This window comes from Psychroserpens citreus (assembly GCF_055686305.1).
Genome location: NZ_CM145999.1, coordinates 1,519,793 through 1,540,879, shown reverse-complemented (window position 1 = coordinate 1,540,879; position 21,087 = coordinate 1,519,793). Strand labels below are relative to the sequence as shown.

Below are 21,087 nucleotides of genomic sequence, written 5' to 3'. Positions count from 1 at the left end.
AATATTCTAGAATATTCTATAAATTAGCCATTAAATAAACTTATTTAATGGCTTTACTTGTATTTTACGCTATCATTTCCATTTTCTTTTCCTTTTTATGTTCTATTTTAGAAGCTGTACTCCTTAGTGTTACACCTACGTTTATAAATGTTAAAAAGAAAGAAGGCAAAGCTTATGCCGATGATTTAGAAACTTTAAAAAAGGATGTAGATCGTCCCTTAATTGCAATCTTAACACTCAACACTATTGCCCATACTGTTGGTGCTATTTTAGTAGGTGTTCAGGCTAAAGTAGCCTATGCCGAATTATATGGAACCCAAACGCGATCTATTTTAGGAATTGAATTTACAGAAGACGTGATGGTTGGAGTCGTGTCTACTATCATGACCATTCTCATTTTAGTTGCTTCTGAAATTATCCCAAAAACGATTGGTGCAACCTATTGGAAACAACTAGCAAACTTTACAACTAAAGCTCTTAATATTTTAATCTTTCCATTGAAATGGACTGGTATTCTTTGGGTGCTTCAACTCACAACAAAACTTATTGGTGGAAAAGGACATCATGGTAGTGTCTTAAGTCGAGAAGACTTTCACGCCATGGCAGATATGGCTCAGGAAGAAGGTGTGTTTCAAGAAAATGAAAGTAAGATTATCAAAAACCTTTTGACCTTCAAAGAGGTGTTTGCAAAAGATGTAATGACACCAAGAACTGTAATGAAAGCTGAAGATGAAAATACTACCGTTCAAGACTTTTTTAATAAAAATATGAATCTCCGATTTTCAAGGATTCCTATATATTCTGACAGTCCAGATAATATTAAAGGCTTGGTTTTAAAAGATGAAGTATTTAAAGAGATGGCTTTAGATAATGGTGCAAAAAAATTATCTGAATTAAAAAGACACATCATAGTTGTAGAACGCAATTTGCCTATTCCGAAATTATTTGAGCAACTCGTTGAAAGTAGAAATCATATGGCTTTAGTTGTTGATGAATATGGTTCTGTTAGTGGGCTAGTAACTATGGAAGATGTGATTGAAACCTTACTTGGCTTAGAAATTATGGACGAAAGTGATAATGTTTCAGATCTTCAATACATGGCTAGAAAAAGTTGGGAAGCTAGAGCTAAAAAGCTTGGTATCTTAGATGAAAACATATCTAAAGACACCGAAAACTAATGGAATCCTGTATCATCAAATCACCTTTAGGGTTTACCAAAATTGTTGGTGATGAAGATGGTATTTCTGAAGTAAATGTGTTGAATTCTGAAGAAAAAGAAACCGATATCCTTCCTTCAGTTTTAGAGGATTGTGCCATCCAATTACAAGAATATTTTGAAGGCTCACGTAAAACTTTCGATTTAAAACTAAACCCTCAAGGCACCGAATTCCAAAAACTCATTTGGACACTTCTTGAGGAGATTCCCTATGGAAAAACAGTATCCTATTTACAGTTATCAAAACGTTTAGGTGATGTAAAAGCCATTAGAGCTGTAGCCAATGCCAATGGGAAAAACCCATTGTGGATTATTGTCCCTTGCCATCGCGTTATTGGTAGTGATGGAAGCTTAACCGGTTATGCTGGAGGATTGCATAGAAAACGATGGTTATTAGAACATGAAAGCCCTTATAAACAACAATCCTTGTTTTAATGTATAAAGTTCTTACACGGTTTTTAGAGCGTTTTTTTAAACCTGCAACAATTTACAGGTATGGATTTAATTGGTCACCAATGTATCGTCGTACCACAGCAAGAGTTATTGAAGTGAGTGATGATTTACATAGAGTTGTTATTGCTATAAGACCTAATTGGAAAAATAGAAATTTTGTTGGTACTATTTTCGGTGGAAGCATGTTAGCTGCAACAGATCCTATTTATATGATTCAACTCATGCAAATTCTTGGTGATGATTATGTGGTATGGGATAAATCGGTTGAAGCCCATTATAAAAGACCAGGTAGGAGCAAAATTTTTGGAGAATTCGTATTTACACCTCAAGATATAGATACGATTAAAAAGGATGTGGCTCAAAAAAATGAAATCAATCTTATCAAAACCATGAGTCTTGTAGATGCCAACCAAAATATTATTGCTACTTTTATTAAAACACTATATATAGCTGACAAACGTTATTACAAAAACAAACTGAAAAAGCGTCAAGCTAACAACACTTAATATCATAGAATGAAATTCCTAAAAAAGCTCTTAAAATTCTTAGTTGTATTCTTCGGATTATTAATCATAGTACTTTACATAACTGATACAGATTACCTGTTAAAAGCAGTAAGAACTATTTATATGAAAGGTCATACCACAGCATTTTTAGAAGATTATAAAGAATTTGATAATCAAAAAATAGAAGTTGGAGCTCCTCAACCATGGAGCAATCATAAAGATTATAACACTGTGACGGTAACTCCTAAGCTTGAAAAAGCAAACCAAGATTGGGAAACCATTGCTTACCTCATCATAAAAAATGATAGTATTTGGTTTGAAAAATACTACGATGGCTTTAACGAAAATTCAAAATCAAACTCATTTTCAATGGCAAAAAGTTATGTCTCAGGGCTACTAGGTAAAGCTATTATGGATGGCCATATTAAAAGTTTAGATCAACCTGTGTGTGATTTTCTTCCAGCATTTTGCAACGGAAAAGCGGCAAAAATGACCGTTGGTGATTTATCAACAATGTCATCAGGAACCAACTGGGATGAAGCCTATTATTCGCCATTATCAATTACTACTAGGGCTTATTTTGACGATGATTTGGCAAAGGTAATGAACGGTTTAGAGGTCGTCACCGAACCAGGTCAAGGCTTTAAATATGCTAGTGGAGACACACAAATGTTAGCAATGGTTATTGAAGAAGCTACAGGAAAAAAACTATATGAGTATTTTGAAGATAGCTTTTGGAAGCCTTTAGGTTCAGAAAACTCAACACTTTGGCAAGTCGATAGTGAAGACCATGATTTGGTAAAAGCGTATTGCTGTATTGCAAGTAATGCTAAGGATTTTGCTCGCTTTGGAAAACTTTATAAAGACCATGGAAAATGGAATGGGCAACAATTATTAGATTCTGCTTTTGTCGCAAAATCTGTAAAACCACGTTTCCCTGAAAGCCCAGAATATGGTTATGGATGGTGGTTACGTCAAATGGGAAACAAACACTTTTTTATGATGCGTGGACACTTAGGACAATACGTTTTTGTTGAACCTAATGACAACATTATTATTGTTAGGTTAGGGCATCAAAAATCGCCAGATATAGGCACTAAAACGTTTACTGATGATATAGCCTTGTATATTGAAGAAGGCTATAAAATGCTAGGACAACCCATTAACTAAAATTTCAAACAAATAACTTGATGAACAATTAAAATAGACATCATTATGATAGCAAAATTAAATGTAGAAAATATTCTATTTTTGGATATAGAAACTGTACCCGAAACTGAATATTTCTTAGAACTTGACAAGACGAAACAACAACTTTGGGATCATAAATCACAATACCAAAGACGTGATGAATTTAGTGCAGAAGAGTTTTATGAACGCGCAGGTATTTGGGCCGAATTTGGTAAAATCATCTGTATTTCTGTTGGGTATTTTAAAATGGAAGGAGATATCAGATCCTTTAGAGTAACTTCTTTTTATGGTGACGAAGTTACTATCCTAAAAGATTTTAAAAACCTCTTGATTACGCATTTCAGCACTAATAAACATCTACTCTGTGCTCATAATGGAAAGGAATTTGACTTTCCTTATATCGCAAGGCGCATGATTATAAACCATATAGAGTTACCCTACAAATTAAATCTCTTCGGAAAAAAACCTTGGGAGGTTCCGCATTTGGATACCTTAGAATTATGGAAGTTTGGAGATTACAAAACTTATACATCTTTAAAATTATTAACCAATGTACTCGGTATTCCTTCTCCTAAAGATGATATTGATGGTAGTGAGGTCTATCGTGTTTTTTATAAAGAAAAGGAAATCGATCGTATTATCACTTATTGCGAAAAAGACACGATTGCTGTTGCTCAAATTTTCTTAAGATTACGTGGTGACGACTTATTACATGAAAATGAGATTATACACGTATAAATTACTTGAAAATAACTTTCTGTGTTTTTTCAAATAAGTCATTTTTCAATGTCACCAAATAGATTCCGGTTGATATAGATGATATATTAATGCGATGAATTATTTCTGAATTCGACAAGGTATGCGATTCAATTAAACGACCTTGCAAATCAAAAATTGAAAGGTCAGAATCTTGAGGTAATTGACCTTCAACAAATAAACCTTTGGATTGCGTTGTAGTATAGATTTCAATAGTTTTATCGCTAGTAGAATCTATACCTAAGGTGTCTTCATTAAAACGTAAAAAGTATCGTCCAATACTATTTATGTCTTCTGTCGAAGATATAGTATAATCAGTTGTATTAAGCAACGTAAATGTATTAGCTACAGTATCTTCTAAATAGATTTCAATGTTAGATGGTAGAGTGCTTTCAGAAATACTAATTGTAAATTGTTGTCCTTCTTGAACATGAATTCCTAATGGAATCGTTGCATTTGATAAGGCATCAAATCCTAGAGATTGTATGCCTAGGTCTATACCTTCATTGGCTTCTAATAATTGAGAATACAAAGCAAAATCTGATGGCGCTTGATTACCAAAAACACTGGAATCATAATTAAAATCCATGCCGTTTGAGGCATTATCGGTAAAATAAAAATCTGTTTTAAAAAACCCTTCAGTGGTATTGTTTAATTCTAACTGTAAGTGCACGATATTAGAATTGTTATCTTGTCTTCCTAAAATAAAATCATCAGAATTACCAGTACGTCGCATTGATGGTGTAAAATCTATACTCGCTGTTGCTGTTGCCGAAGCGACTAAAAACCCTTGACCAGGCGTAATAAGTAATGGCATTAAGTTTTGTTCAGCAAGATCTGCAGTCGCCTGATTCCATATAGTCCAACCATTTGTAGCATCACCATCATAACCATAAATTCCTCCACTTTGAACACTAAGTTGGGTGTTATTAGCAGCTAAGAAATCAGATAAATCTATATATGATGGATAAGGATTACCAATTAAATTCCATTCAGGGAACGTCGCTCCAGAAATAAAAATTGGTGTGTTAATTGCTCCTGTATTAACCGTTCCTTTAAAGTCAAATGTTCCATTATTAGTTGATGCAGATCTATATCCAATGGCTGGATTTAATACTATCGCTGCCTCAACTGCGACATTAGTATCATAAGTTAAATAAGTTCCTGACACTTTGTCGAATGGTCCAAAAAGTTTTTCAGTAGGTGTACTTGGATTAAAAAACATATTGGTATTTGCAGCAGCAAAATCACCAAATGCTTGGCCTGTTAAAGGTGCAGAAATCAAGTCGTTTCCAGTAGTACTAGCATTGGTGTTAACATGGCGTTTATACACAATATTTCCTGTTGCCGTGCCATCTAGAATTAAACTAGAATATTGATTAGAGGTTGAATTTAAAATTAAGTCACCTGTGACGTTTAGCTCTCCATTTAACACAACAGACTGCCCTTCAATAACTTCAACAATAGCATCATCATTAATAATTAAGTCATTTAACTCTATGTTTGAAGACACAGTATATGTTCCATCCATAACAAGTGCATTGGTATTCGCTGTAGAGTCTGAAGGCGCATTTGGTATCCAAGTGTTGTTTTTAAATAATAATCCATCATAAACTATATTGATTGTATAGTCTTCCACTTCACCATAATTAAAGGATTCACATGTAGTTGGTATGCCATCAAATTTCATTGAAACACGCATTCGTGTTTCTCCAAAATTTACGTTGACTGGTATAGTGAAACTTCCACTTACAGGTGTATTTTGTGATGCTGCAAGTGACCACACCAATTCTTCATTATCTAAAAAATCACCATCATTATTATAATCGATCCATACTGCGTAACCTTCATTAAAAGGGTTTCCTGTCCATTCTGGTGTAATTGTTATTGTATATTGAGAACCACTTAATACATCTGTAGTTAACGAAGTGTTTTCAGTAAAATCGGAATACCCTGTTCTTGTTATTCCTTGTCCTGAATTATCATTATCTAAGGTATTCAATTGAACGCGACCAATAAACTCATCACTAGTATCATTTCCATTAGAAAAACAATATAATGGGGCTCCAATGCTAATATGATCTATTGCGATATCACTTCTCCATGTACTTCCAGTAGTTCCTATAAACCTAAATTTTGCCGTTTGACCTAAATAATTACTTAAATCAATGTTTTGCACATTCCATACGTTTCCAATATTACCAGATGCCGTAAAAATATTACTCCAATTATTACCATCGTCTAACGAGATTTCTAAATCTAATGTTCCTATATCTGCACCAAACATATGATAGTAAAATGAAAAATATGGGTCATTAATACTTGATAAATCAAAGCAAAGACTAGTTAAAATCACAGTAGCATTTGCTCCTAATCCATTAGTTGACGCTTCAGTATACAAATATTTACCTCCACCTGTGATATCATCTGAAGGGCCTGTATTGTTTGAAGGTGTGCTACCATTTAGTGAAGTCCAATCACCATCATCTCCATTCATATCTTGAGACCAATCTTCTTGTTCAGAATCGAACGTTTCTAAATAAGGGTATGAAGCTATTATTGTTCCGCTACAATTGGGTACATCTAAAGTAATAACAGATAATTGATTGCTTTGCGCAGAACTATTCCCTGCAGCATCTTTTGCAATCACATAAAAGTTATATGCTGTGTTTGGAGTTAAACCGACAATTTGATAAGATGTAGACACTACTGTTGTTATAAAAACTCCATCTTGATATATATCATATCCCGTAACACCAATATTATCTGTAGATGCTGTCCAGCTCAAATCTAAGGTTGTTTGGGCAACATTACTTGCTACTAAATTTGTTGGTGTAGATGGGGCTTCAGTATCTGGTATAATTTCAGTAATCTCTATGTTAAAAGTTTCACTATAATAACCACAATCACCTATGGTATAAGTTATATCATAAACCCCCATTGCAGAGTTAGATAGATCAATAATTCCTGTATTAGAATCAATAATTAATCCAGACGTACTTGAAAATGTACCACCAGGCAACCCCATTATAGTTGGTGAAGGATCTGGATCATTGACATCAAAGATGTTTGAAGCATAAGTGAACGCTGCAAAATCATTATAATGAATATCGATATAATCTAATACTACATTTGCATACTCTTTAGCAAACGGCACTAAGGTTTGCGGTCTGGTATCATAGACATTTCCATTGTAGGTTCCTAAATCTCTAACTCGCCTATTCACTTCGGTCATAATACCATCAATTGTTCCTCCACCATCATCCATTCCTGCATTAGTTCCACTACCATTTCCAGAGCCATGCCTTCGATTATTGTAAAAATTTCCGTCGAAATACGCATTAGAATATGGCCTAGTATCGTCACAGCTTGTATTACCATAATCAGAGTTACTTGGCACTGCTCTATAACCAGTGGTTACACCACATCCGGGATTTACATTCGCATTATAAAACACCGCAGGTTGCTCTTGAAATAACTGACCTAAGCTATTATCTCCTCGTATTAAATCTTCGTGAGAAAGGTTATTGAGGTTACTCATAACCAAACTTTTAATTGTCGATCTATCGATGTTTGCTGTACTGTTTAAATTTCCAGAATTTAATTCTCCAGCAGTGATATTGTAACCTATTTCAATTCTAGGGATGGTATGACTTTGACCGTGTAAATCAATATATAATCCCTTTCCCCAGTTTGCTTCAACTGAGGTGCTGGCTTGGTCTATAAAATTATGCCATGCATTCCAATGATCTAAAGCATCTGAGTCACCGCAAGTTGCTTCGTTTTGTTCACGATTAGGATCGAGTTTAGAACGATGCAAATTATTAATAATGACATGTGCATAACAACCTGTAAGTGCAAAAATTTCGGCTTGAATTTCGCGAATTAAAATATCAGTATTATCATCACGTTCATTAGTACCACAACTTCTATCTGGTAATGTAGAATCATTATCTGGATAATTTGTTCCTCCAATGGTTTGTCCTGATTGCTTTACACCACCATGAGGTGCAGAGATGATAATAGGAAGGTTTCCTGGTATATATTCAATATAAGCTCTTGTATCTCCTGGAAATTGTTCATAAAACGTTGAAACACCTGGGGTTTGAGCATTAATTTGAAATACAAAAACCAATGCAAGCAGAAAAAAACGGAAATGTAAAGTCATGTAAAATGTAGACGTTATAGCAAAATTTGATACAATATATTGATAATCTATCTAATAGACCCTTACTATTTAAATTTGTCACTAAAAAAAGCCCAATTATAATAATTGGGCTTTTTACTATTTTATTTTTATGTGATTTACTTTATCACAACTTTTTGAGATTTCTTTTGAGTATTATTCTCAAGTGATACAATATACACTCCTGAAGTTAAAGACGACGCATCAATCTTATGTGTCGTTTGCCCCTCTTGTAGCATAGTTGTTTGTATCAATCTACCTTGTATGTCATAAATAGACAATTGCGTATCTTCAAATAAACGTCCAGAAACAATAATACTTTTTGGTTGAGTTGTTGTATAAATTTCAACAGTGTCCAAATTAGTACTACTAGTGTTTAGAGTATCTTCATTAAACCTTAAAACATAACGACCTATATCATTTAAATCTTCTGTTGGCGTCATTGTATAATCAGCATTATTTAATAATGTGAATGTGTTATCAATTGTGTCTTCTAAAAAGACTTGTATGTTATCTGGTAAATCACTTTCAGCAATACTAATTGTTATTTGTTGACCTTCTTCAATATGCACGCCTAACGGAATAACCGCATTAGTTAATGCATCAAACCCTAAAGACTGGATAGCCATGTCGATACCGACATTGTCTTCTAGTAAATGAGAGTATATTGCAAAATCTGAAGGCGCCTGTTCTCCATAGATACTCGCATCATAATTAAAATCCATACCATTAGACGCATTATCTGTAAAGTAGAAATCTGTATGATAATTCCCTTCGGTGTCATTATTAAGTTTTAGTTTTAAGTGAACAATCGAAGGTCCATCTTGCCTACCTTGTATAAAGTCATCATCGTTACTTATACGTCGCATTGATGGTGTAAAATTAATTTGACCCGAATTAGTTGCCGAAGACACGAAAAACCCTTGACCCGGTGTAATAACTGCATCTGGATTCGCATCAGAATAAGCCTGATTCCAAATAGTCCATCTATTAGACGCGTTAGCATTATAGCCATAAATTCCTGCACTTTGAGTATCAAACTGTGAGCTGTTAACAGCTAAGAAATCTGATAAGTCAATAAATGCTGGATATGGATTACCTATCAAATTCCATTCAGGGTTATTGGGACCATCATTCACGATTGAGACACTTAAATCTCCCATTTTCACTAAGCCTGTAAAAGTAAATGTTCCATTATCAGTAGAAGCCGCTCTATAACCTCTTCCAGAAGTCATTGGTGCTGTTTCTCCATCAGAATATAATACATAAGTATCAGTTATTTTATCAAATGGGCCAAATAAAAATAAAGTATTAGCGCCATCGCTTAAAATATTAGAGTTTGTGTTTTTGAAATCTATAAATGATTCTCCATATACTGGTGGTGCGATTAAATCATTGCCTCCAGCATTGTCATTTACATGTCTATTATATTGGACAACTCCTGTCACAATATTATCAACAATTAAACTTGAATATTCGTTAGAATCTGATTCTAAAACAACATTATCACTTGTAGTTAGATCACCATTAACCGTCATTGATTTTGCTTTCTCAATTACGATACCTGCTCCATCACATACTTTAATATTATTAATTTGTATGTCGTCTGTTACATTATATGTTCCATCAATTACTAACGCATTGTCAGTTCCTGTTGTTGGAGATGGTGCATAAGGTGTCCAAGCATTACTTTCATAAATTAGGTCTCCGGAGCCAACTAATACCACTGTATAATCTTCAACTTCTCCATATTGAAAAGTTTCACAAGGGTCAGGAATACCGTTCCATTTCATCGATACACGCATTCTAGTTTTGGATTCAATTGCTCCAGTAGGAATTGTAAAGTCTCCACTTACCGATGTCGCTTGTGTCGGAGCTTCGGTATACACTTGCTCTCCAGCATCTTCAAAATCACCATCATTGTTGTAATCTATCCAAACAGAATAAGCTTCATTATATACTGTAGGTGTCCAAGTAGGGGTAATTGTAATAGTATACTGTGTTCCTTTTCTTAACACTGTTGACATATTCGTGTAATCTGTATAATTTGATGCTCCAGATGAGTTGTCAATCGAACCTAATTGTACGCGACTTATATGTTCATCTGTATCATCTGTGCTCGTAGAAGCACAATAATCTGTTGTATCATCTAATGTTGCAAAAATAAGCGCAGTTGTATAATTAGAGGTTTCAGTAATTGAACATTTACTTCTAACTTCAACTTCATATTGTGTTGAAGGTAAAAGTGATGTTAATCCCTGTGAATTAGACACAATATCTGTAATATCATTCCATACAGCACTCCCTAACTGTCGATATCTCAGGTCATAAGTTAATGTGGATTGTACGTCCCAATTTAGTGTCGCCGTTGTAGTCGTAATTCCTGTTGCTGCTAGATTTGTAGGTGCAGAAGGTGCAACTCCTAAATTTACCCATTCACAGGTTCCATTATTAAACTGATAGTTATCCCAACAGTTTGTTGCAGTAGGTTCTGGGTCTTGAGATCCAGATACATCCCACATACATGTACCATAGTTATAATTTGCGGTTTCCCAACATTCTAGACCAGTTGGCGCATCCTGTAATGTTACTGTAACTACAGCAGTACATGTGTCTGTATTACTGTTAATATTTGTAACTGTAAGGACCACATTATTTGTGCCTTCATCAGCACATGTAAAAGCAGTTTGTGATGCAGATATTGAAGCTATTCCACAATCATCTGTCGAGCCATTATTGATATCTGCTGCGGTGATTGTTGCATTTCCAGTAGCATCCAATTGAATCGTAATATTCTGGCAAATAGCTGTTGGTGTTGTACTTCCAGCAGAAACGTCTACTGTAAATGACGCAGTATTAGCATTACCATTTCCATCGCTTACTGAATAGCTTATTGTTGTTATTCCAGTAGGAAAAACATCACCACTATTTAAACCTGTTCCATCTGTTCTCGTTGCAGTTAATCCTGTTGCACAGTTGTCTGAAACAGTAGGATCAGTCCAAGTTGGTTGGTTGTTTCCGCAGGTTAGAGCTATATTTGCTGGTACATTTACGAATTCTGGATCAACTTGATCTTCAACAGTAACCGTTGCGGTACATGTATCTGTTTGTCCATCGGCATCTTCTACTGTTAGTGTTACAGTTACTGGAGTTCCAATATTACTACAATCAAAAGCAGAAATATCAACACTAGTGTTTGTTATTGCAACATCATCTGTTGAGCCACCATCCACATCTGCTGGTATTATAGTAGCATTTCCTGTGTTATCTAATTGTATAGTAATGTCCTGACAAACAGCCACTGGAGGCGCAGAGTTTACTGCAACATCGGCAGTTATATTTATGTTATCAAGAGCCATATCACTACTCCATGAAGACCCTGTTACACCTCTAAATCGTATCAAAACAATTTTTCCATCATAAGCTGAAAGGTCTATATCAGTTGCAGATTTCCATGCATTCTGACTATCATCATTAATTATGGTTTCAGTGTTATAGGTCAATCCATCATCTTCACTTACCTCTACTGCAACATAACCTGTTTCAATAGGATTTTCAGTAGAACTTCCTAAATCAGTACCAAACATATGATAATCAAAACTAATTTTAGCATTTTCCCAATTGGTAAAATCGATACAATCACTAGTTATAATTGCAGTTTTTTGTGGACTCCCAGCAGGTGTTACATTAGTAGACGCTTCAGTATAAATATACCATGTCGAACCAGAAGCTCCAGTTGATGGTCCTGTATTATTTGACAATGTTCCACCACTATCTCTTGTCCAATCAATATCATCATCAGTACTATTGACACCTTGGCTCCATTCGTCTGTAAAGGTTGTGTTATTTTCGAAATCTTGCGTGTATGGAAACGTTGAAATTGTTCCATCCAAACAAGCTTCCAAGGTTGTAAATATTTCCGAAGTAGTATAAGCAGAATTTGCTGAAGTACATTTTGTTCTAACTTGAACTTCGTATTCTGTTAAATTGTCTAGTGCTGTAATCGTATAACTGTTCGTAGCTAAATCTAATACATCGGTCCAAGTTGATGTACCTGTTTCTCTATACCTTAAATCATAATTGGCAGATGGAATAGCATCCCAAGTTATATCTGCCGTTGTTGTTGTAATATTGTTTACTGCTAAAGTTGTCGGAACACTAGTAACACATGGAATCTTTACTTCTATAACTTTAAAATCATCAAAAGAGAATCCTTCAAAATCGGCATTAGCATAAGAATCTTTTCTATTAGAACTATCGGTTCTTAATCTAAACCTTAAAAATACAGTGCCTTGATTAAATAAAAAGGAGTTATTAGAGACATCTATTACTACTTCTTCCATGTTCCACTTATCTTGTGTGTCTCCATCATAAAGTGCTGTAATCCCATTTTGTCTGGCATCATCTGTACTTGTTTTTACGGTAGAATCTCCTGCATCACTCGTAGAAGAGTAACTGTTATTGGCTGTAGGAGCACCTGGTTTGGTAAGCTTACCACACAATTCTGTCCAAGAGGATCCATCTGTAGATCCTTCAATAACGACAAAATCATAGCTACGCTCTAAATCCCATTTGGCATAATACTGAAGTAACACTGTTGTTTTATTAGTAAAATCAAGAGACCCATTTAATTGTAACGTTTGATCTTGATTTGTTGCATATACTGAAGTCGCATTGGATTTTATCGCTCTTGTTCCTGAATAAGAGTCACTAGTTGTTGTCCAAGATCCAGAAGAGGTCCAATTAGTTAATATATCGGTATCTGGATTATCAACAAACATTACATTAGGTGTAAATGTTTTTTTGATATTCGCTTCGTACAATACATTATCACTAGCATAATTATTAGTTAATACAACTTTAAATTCTATTTCGTCTTCAGCGGAAAGTCCACTTAACGTATAGGGAATACTAACAATTCTTTGTTCTAAAACGTCTGCAGCATCAAAACTTTCCATTACTGTATTGGACGCTCCAGGGATTGTAATATTCGACACTGCAGTAACAGTAAGCGTGAAATCTGATGCCTGTTGACCTAGATTTTCAATTGCGAACTCTAAATTTCCAGAAGTTGCTGTGATATCATGCTGATTTAAATCATGAAGCTTAGCATATTTTCCACTAAAATATGCAGCCATAAAATTCATACGCATAGCACGTCTTGCAATAGGCAAGAAATTTGAAGGTGCTGGCCAAAAACCACTTCCACTAGAACCCGCTTCAGAACTTAATCCATTTTCTGGTGTCCAAGCCATTGTTTGCTTTCCTGATCCCGTTGATCCATTTGGATCTGTAACTGAACCTCCAAGCATCCAATCGTTCATATTTCCACTATTTAATCCACTAATAGAAGTACTAGGACCATGAGCATACCTATTATAATGGGTCATGTCATGATTATATTTTGAATACTCATCTGGCCTTGGGTTTGTAATAGACCCTACACCAGCATAGGCATGTAGCATTGCATTTTTAAAAGAATGATGATTTAAGGCTAGCTCAAAATCATGATCCAAAAAGAAATCTCTCATGATTTGAGTTTCTGGTTCAGAAAAAGGTCCAGAACCTCTATACGTTTGGGAGCAAGGGTCACTTGAAGCTCCACCATTATTATAATAATAATCTGAATTTCTGTTTAAGTCAATCCCATAGTCATCTGAGGTTGCTGTACTACCACAACTACCTAAACTTAGGTTTCTATTCTTTCGTTGTAAACCTCCACCATTAGGCTCGATGTTTTCATTATGAACAAAACCATCTGGATTAAATACAGGAATAAAATATAATGCTTGATTATTAACTAAATTCTGTATTGCAGTATCTGTATTGTAATTCTCTAGAATATACCACATAAAAAATAGTTGGTTCATCACTGTAGCAGACTCTCTAGAATGAATTAAAGACTGATATAATGTTTCAGGTTCTCCTGTCTCATCAGTATCAGGATTATCAGAGATACGTACATAATAAATTGTTCGACCTTCAACTGATTGCTGTTTATTAGCTGGAAGGTCTGCTTCACCAGACACTAAAGAAGCATCTAGTTTTTCTGAAATGATATTCAACCCATTGTTAATAGAATAGGTTCTCATATCATCCAATTCTTGGAGTACCATATCATAAGTTAAGCAACCACCAAAATCATCAGTATTGGGATCAGAATCATTTAAAAAAGGGTTTAAATTCCAATTCGCAGGTACAGCCCAATTAATCTCATCACAATCATTATATTGACCAACATTATTAATCACCTCATTTACACTAAATGATTTTTGTAATTGTACTTGTTGAGATAAGGCTTTTTCATAGTTTAAGTTAGCTATAGCTTTAGGAGCATCTGCCTTTGCTCTATCTCTATAGAATTTTGCCATATCTTCGATAAGTACACTGTAAGAAATATTACTCTCTTCAATTCTATTAAGCTCAGACTGACTTAATTCAATTTGAATATTATCATCAGTAATAATAACACCACAGGTTAAATCAATACCTAATTGATCTAATTTCTGAAATGTGTAATCGTTTACATTATTGATTGAAACTTTTTTATAAGTTTCTTGTGAAAAAGTAAATTGCACAAATAGAAGTATTAGTGCAAATAAGAAGGTAGTTTTTTTCATTAGTTTGGGTTTTTTTAGAATGTATGTCAATTCATTCGATGGGCAATATAGTACATTATTCTTACTTTTTATCTATGAAACGCAAAAAAAACCGATGAAATGCATTATTTTAACATTTATGTTATTTGATAAAAAAATAAAAAATTGATTATCAGATATTTATGTTTTCGCTAAAAAACAGGAGTTTATGATTTAAATGAATAAAAACGCCCAAATATTACTATTTGGACGTTTATGGGAATAACTATAATGCTATTATTGTTTTATAAACCTTTTAAAAATCGAGCTTTCACTTAAAGAAAATTTCACTTGATACACCGCTCCATCCAAATGACTAATATCTATAACTCCGTTTTCAAGAATTCCTTTTCCAACTAATTGGCCAACCGAATTATAAATTTCATACGGCATTTTATCATAAGAGGATTTTACATTTAAAACATCTCCTTTAACTGGATTTGGGTGAAGGTAAATATCATTGCCTAAATCTTTATTGCCAATCACTCTTGGCGCAAGTCCAGTAATTAAATTAATATTATCTAAAGCAAAATCTGCTTGCCATGTTGTGCCAGTAGTTCTATTAAAACGCAGTTGAACACTATTACCAAGATACGCTGATAAATCAACATTTTCAGATTGCCATGAATCACCGAGATTACCAGAACTACTCCAAATAATAACCCAACTTGCTCCATCATTATTACTCGCTTCTAAAGTGATTGTACCCATGTTATTAGAACCAAATTGGTGATAGTTAAACTCTAAAGCAGCAGAGTTTTCATTAGTTAAATCAAAACATGGAGAATTTAATATGGCTTGTTTATTTGGGTAACCAGTTCCATTCCCTGACGCTTCTACATATATATAAAACGAGCCCTCAATAGCATTTGAAGGTCCAGTTCCATTTGATGGTGTTCCATTAGCATCTATAGTCCAGTTTAAATCATCTATTGTAGACTGTGTCCAGGCTCCCAAAGTATTTTCAAATCCTTCGGAGTAAGGAAAAGATGTAATACCCCCAGTACATCCATTAATTATCACTTCTTCATCAATTAAACTAATATCATCAATTGCTATATCAGCTTGCCATGTACTTCCGGTAATTCTATTAAAACGTAGTTGTACACTTCCACCAACGTAAGCTCCTAAATCTACATTTACAGTAAACCATTGATTCCCCTTATTTCCAGAACTATTCCATATTGACACCCAATTATTACCATCATCGTCACTAATCTCTAAATCAACACTTCCCATGTCAGCTGATCCAAATTGATGGTATTTAAAACTGAATGTTGCATCTGTCAATCCAGATAAATTAAAACACGGTGAATTAATTATAGCTTGTTTGTTAGGATATCCTGTACCATTTCCAGATGCTTCAACATATATATAAAAAGAACCTTCGGAAGCACCAGTAGGACCTGTTCCATTTGATGGTGTTCCATTAGCATCAATCGTCCAGTTTAAATCATCTCCTGTTGCTTGAGTCCAAGCCCCTAAAGTGTTTTCAAAACCTTCAGTGTATGGAAAAACAGATATCCCTCCTGAACAACCTGATGTTGGTTCAGTCACATTTACTGTTCTTGACTCTTGAGTACTATTTCCAGCTGTATCACTTACGCTATAAGTAACTATGTAAGGCCCAGCAACTGTAGTATTAACTGTTCCTGAAGTGACAATACTAGATGTTAGATCACCATCGATATTGTCAACTGCTGTAGCGCCTTGTTCGTTATAGCTGTCTCCTGCTAGTAAATTGATTGTTTCAGCTCCAATTAAGGTAATCACAGGCGGCGTTGTGTCTGCAATTACAGTAACTGTTCTTGTTACTGTAGAGGCCGCATTACCTATAGAATCACTAACATTATAGTTGACAAAATATACACCAGCAGTTGAAGTATTTACAGAACCACTGATTACAACATTCGCAGAAATATCTCCATCTAAATTATCTATAGCTGTAGCTCCTAACTCAGTATAAATTTCACCAATATTCAAGTCAATATTAGACAATCCATTCAAAGTAATTACAGGCGGTGTTATATCAGATACAATGATCGTTCTAACAATCTCTACTGCGGTATTTCCAGCAGCATCACTAACATTATAAGTTATAAGATACGCTCCGATAGCATTTGTGTTTACAACATCTCCTCCAATGACAATATTTGCTGAAATATCGCCATCAATGTTATCTGTTGCAGTTGCACCTAATTCATTATAGACATCTCCTATATTTAAATTAATTGTAGATGCTCCATTGAGCGTAATAATTGGCGCTGTTGTATCTGGAATTACATTAATAGTCCTAATAACTTCTTGAGCGGCATTTCCTGCTATATCACTAACGTTATATGTCACTATATATGTCCCCCCAGAATTGGTGTCTACAATATCTCCTCCAATGACAATATTTGTTGAAATATCGCCACCAATGTTATCCGTTGCGGTAGCTCCTAATTCGGTGTATACTGATCCAACACTAATATCTACAGTTGAAGCACCAATCAATGTAATAACTGGAGCTGTTGTATCTGGAATCACATTGACAGTTCTTATGACTTCTTGAGCGGCATTTCCAGCAGCATCATTTACATTATAGGTCACTATATATACTCCACCAGAATTAGTATTAACAACATCGCCTCCAATGACAATATTTGCTGAAATATCACCATCAACATCATCGGTTGCTGTTGCTCCTAATTCAGTATAGGTTTCTCCTACGTTTAAATCTAGTGTAGTAGCACCAGTTAATGCAATTACAGGAGCTATGGTGTCTTCAAGAACTGTAACTGTTCTCGTGGCGGTTTGTGCTGCATTTCCAGCAGCATCACTTACATTATAAGTGACAACATAGACTCCTGCAATATTTGTATTCACTACATCTCCTCCAATAACAATATTCGTCGAAATATCACCATCAACATCATCGGTTGCTGTTGCTCCTAATTCGTTATAGGCTTCTCCAACATTTAAGTTAATTGTAGGTGACCCATTAAGTGTAATTACCGGAGGAACAACATCTGGGCCGGATGTTTCAAGAATTATAGTATAATCTTCCACTTCGCCATAGGCAAAGGTTTCACAAGGGCTGGGAAGTGCATTATATTTCATGGAAACACGCATTCGAGTAGCATGAGCTGTAATACCTTGAGGAATTACAAAACTTCCCACTATAGGACTAGCTTGTGTATTACCTTGGGTAAATATTTGCTCTCCCGAATCCTCAAAATCACCATCTTTATTATAATCAATCCAAACTGAATACGATTCATTATAAGTCGTTCCCGGCCAAGTAGCCGTGATAGTAATATCATATTGTTCGCCCTCAGTTAGTGTTGTAGAAATATTTGTAAAATCAGAATACGTTTGAGACCCAGAAGGGTTGTTGATAGTATTTAATTCTACACGGCTTATATATTCTTCACTTGCATTATTACTTTGTGACCCGCAATAATTTAAAACTACATCAAGTGTTGTGAACGAAATTGCAGAAGTATAATTTGAAACTGAACCGTTTCCGCATTTACTTCGCAACTCAACTTCATATTGAGTTAAAGGGTTTAATGATGTTAAGACTTGCGTATTTGTTGAAATATCTAATACATCTATCCACACAGAACTTCCAACTTCGCGATATCTTAAATCAAAATCTAAAGGGGGTAAAGCATCCCAATTAATTGTTGCTTCTGTATCTGTTACAGATGTACTACTTAGACCTGTTGGTAGAGAAGCAACGCAAGGTACCTCTATTGAAAACACTTTAAAGTCGTCAAATGTAAAACCTTCAAAATCAACATTAATATATGAGTCTTGCCTGTTAGTACCATCTGTTCTAAAATCAAAACGCAAAAAGACCGTGCTTTGATTTAGTAAGAACGCATTTGTAGTTGCATCGATTACAACCTCTTCCATATACCATTTATCTTGTGTGTCGCCATCGTAAAGTGCTTGGCCATCAGGTTGAAAGTTGTTGTTTGCCGACGATTTTCCAGAATAAGTATTATTCGCATTTGGTGCACCAGGTTTTGTGAGTTTACCACATAAGGGTGTCCAATTAGTTCCATTTACAGAACCTTCTATCTGCACATAATCAAAACTTCGTTCCAAATCCCATTTTGCATAATATTGTATGATTGCTGTTGTAGAATTCGATAAATCTATCGAGCCATTCATTTGTAATCGTTTAGACTCATTATTACTGTATTGTCCAGAATTTGTAGTCGTTATTGCTGTTGTTCCAGAATACGCATCAGATGTTGTGAACCAACTTCCTCCATTAGAGGTCCAATTATTAAGATTAGTAGCATCTGGATTATCTTCGAAAACGGTAATTGGAGAAAATATTTTTTTAACATTGGCCTCATACAATATATTATCTGTAGCATAGTCATTAGTGAGCACAACTTTAAATTCGACCTCATCACCTGCTTGAATTGATGGATTTAAACTATAGCTAATACTTACATTATTTTGCTGTAACACAGTCATTCCTGTTTCTGTTATTGGTCCACCAATACTCACAACATTAGAAGATACAGGTGTAACTGTTAGTGTAAAGTTACTAGTTGTTTGACCAAGGTTTTCTATAGCAAAATCTAAGTTCCCTGAAGTTTGAGATATGTCAGTTTGGTTTAAATCATGAAGCTTAGCATATTTCCCACTGAAATAGGCTGCTAAAAAATTCATTCGCATCGCGCGTTTAGCAATAGGAACAAAATTTGAAGGTGCTGGCCAAAACCCACTACCTGTAGGCCCTGCTTCAGAACTTGTCCCATTTTCAGGAGTCCAAGCCATAGTATTTTTTCCAGAACCTGTACCAGTAGGTGTTCCATTAGCACTCTCTCCTGCTGGACCACCTAACATCCAATCATTCATATTTCCACTATTAAGTGAACTAATAGAGGTGCTTGGACCATGCGCGTACCTATTATAAAAGGTCATGTCGTGATTGTATTTTGAATACTCATCTGGCCTTGGATTGGCTATTGTTGTTCCTGCATAAGCATGTAGCATCGCATTTTTGAATGAATGATGGTTTAGTGCTAATTTGAAATCATGCTGTAAGAAGAAATCTCTCATAATCTGTGTTTCATTTTCAGAAAATGGAGCAGTTCCTAAATAAGTGTCGCTACAGGAGTTTGTAGAAGATCCTCCATTACCCCAGTAATATGCTGAATTACGGTTTAAGTCAATCCCATCTAAATATTGGGAGCAACTTCCTGGGGCAGATATATTTCTATTTTTACGTTGTAATCCTCCACCATTGGGTGCTTGTGTTTGATTGTATACAAATCCATCAGGATTAAACACAGGGATAAAGTACAACTCTTGATTGTTTACTAAGTTTCGTATTGCTGGATCGGCATCATAATTCTCCAAAACATACCACATAAAGTACATCATATTCATAACAGTTGCCGATTCTCGCGAATGAATTAAAGATTGGTAAAGCGTTTCTGGTTCGGCTTCATCGACATCTGGATTATCAGAGATCCTGACATAATACACGGTTCTCCCTTCAACAGTAAGTTGATTAGTTGGCGATGCATTTTGTTTAACAGAAATTAAATTAGGGTATAGGCTTCTCATATCATCCAACTCTTGTAATACCATATCATATGTGAGACATCCTCCAAAAGAGTTCGGAGAACTATTAGGGTTTAAATTGAAATTAGCGGGTACAGTCCAATCAATTTCATCACATTCGGTATATTGACCTACATTATTTATAACTTCATCTATACTGAAAGTTCGTTGTGCAGACTCTGCTTGCATTTGACTTAATTGAGCTCTTGCTTTTGGTAAGTCTGCAATAGCTCTATCGCTGTAGAATTGACTTAAATCGTCAATAATGATATTAAATGAAATACCTTCGTTATCGATTTGTTGAATATGATATTCGTCAAGTTCAATTGTTAGTTTATTATTAAAAATGTTGGCGCCACAAGACAGGTCAATACCGAGATTATCCAACTGATTAATTATAACTTCGTTAGGGTTGTTAATACTTATTCTCTTATACTTAGGCAATTGAGAGTTTAATGTATTGTCTTCTAAAGAATTTGGTTGAAGATTGTTGTTCTGAGACGTACAAATTGTAGCTACACAAAATAGTACTAGTGTGAGTAGTTTTCCCTTCATGATGTAGTG

The 21,087-nt window shown here is 34.9% G+C and carries 8 protein-coding genes; 5 read left to right on the top strand and 3 right to left on the bottom strand.

Annotated features, from left to right (window positions below; translation table 11 throughout):
- Positions 1 to 47: 47 nt before the first annotated feature.
- The 5 genes from ACTU6T_RS06875 to ACTU6T_RS06855 are packed head-to-tail and all read left to right on the top strand — an operon-like array spanning position 48 to position 4,104.
- Positions 48 to 1,178, top strand: a complete 1,131-nt coding sequence (locus ACTU6T_RS06875) for a CNNM domain-containing protein (protein ID WP_460220501.1) — start codon at positions 48 to 50, stop codon at positions 1,176 to 1,178.
- Entirely contained in the window at positions 1,178 to 1,651 is a 474-nt protein-coding gene (locus ACTU6T_RS06870; RefSeq protein ID WP_460220500.1) for a methylated-DNA--[protein]-cysteine S-methyltransferase, read from the top strand. Before ACTU6T_RS06875 ends, ACTU6T_RS06870 begins: the two co-directional genes overlap by 1 nt.
- Positions 1,651 to 2,175, top strand: a complete 525-nt coding sequence (locus ACTU6T_RS06865; RefSeq protein WP_460220499.1) for a PaaI family thioesterase — start codon at positions 1,651 to 1,653, stop codon at positions 2,173 to 2,175. The genes ACTU6T_RS06870 and ACTU6T_RS06865 overlap by 1 nt, the downstream gene beginning before the upstream one ends.
- A 9-nt stretch (positions 2,176 to 2,184) precedes the next feature.
- Positions 2,185 to 3,345, top strand: a complete 1,161-nt coding sequence (locus ACTU6T_RS06860; RefSeq protein WP_460220498.1) for a serine hydrolase domain-containing protein — start codon at positions 2,185 to 2,187, stop codon at positions 3,343 to 3,345.
- 45 nt (positions 3,346 to 3,390) lie between these two features.
- Positions 3,391 to 4,104, top strand: coding sequence for a 3'-5' exonuclease (locus ACTU6T_RS06855; protein WP_460220497.1), 714 nt, complete (start codon positions 3,391 to 3,393; stop codon positions 4,102 to 4,104).
- 1 nt (position 4,105) lies between these two features.
- Here ACTU6T_RS06855 and ACTU6T_RS06850 read toward each other — a convergent pair whose 3' ends face one another.
- The 3 genes from ACTU6T_RS06850 to ACTU6T_RS06840 form a co-directional block, all read right to left on the bottom strand.
- A complete protein-coding gene (locus ACTU6T_RS06850; protein WP_460220496.1) occupies positions 4,106 to 8,290 on the bottom strand; it encodes a GEVED domain-containing protein in 4,185 nt (1,394 codons plus the stop codon).
- 137 nt (positions 8,291 to 8,427) lie between these two features.
- Entirely contained in the window at positions 8,428 to 14,928 is a 6,501-nt protein-coding gene (locus tag ACTU6T_RS06845; RefSeq protein WP_460220495.1) for a M14 family zinc carboxypeptidase, read from the bottom strand.
- Positions 14,929 to 15,183: 255 nt separating this feature from the next.
- On the bottom strand, positions 15,184 to 21,078 hold the full coding sequence (locus ACTU6T_RS06840; protein WP_460220494.1) for an immunoglobulin-like domain-containing protein: 5,895 nt from the start codon (positions 21,076 to 21,078) through the stop codon (positions 15,184 to 15,186).
- Between the last annotated feature and the right edge of the window lie 9 nt (positions 21,079 to 21,087).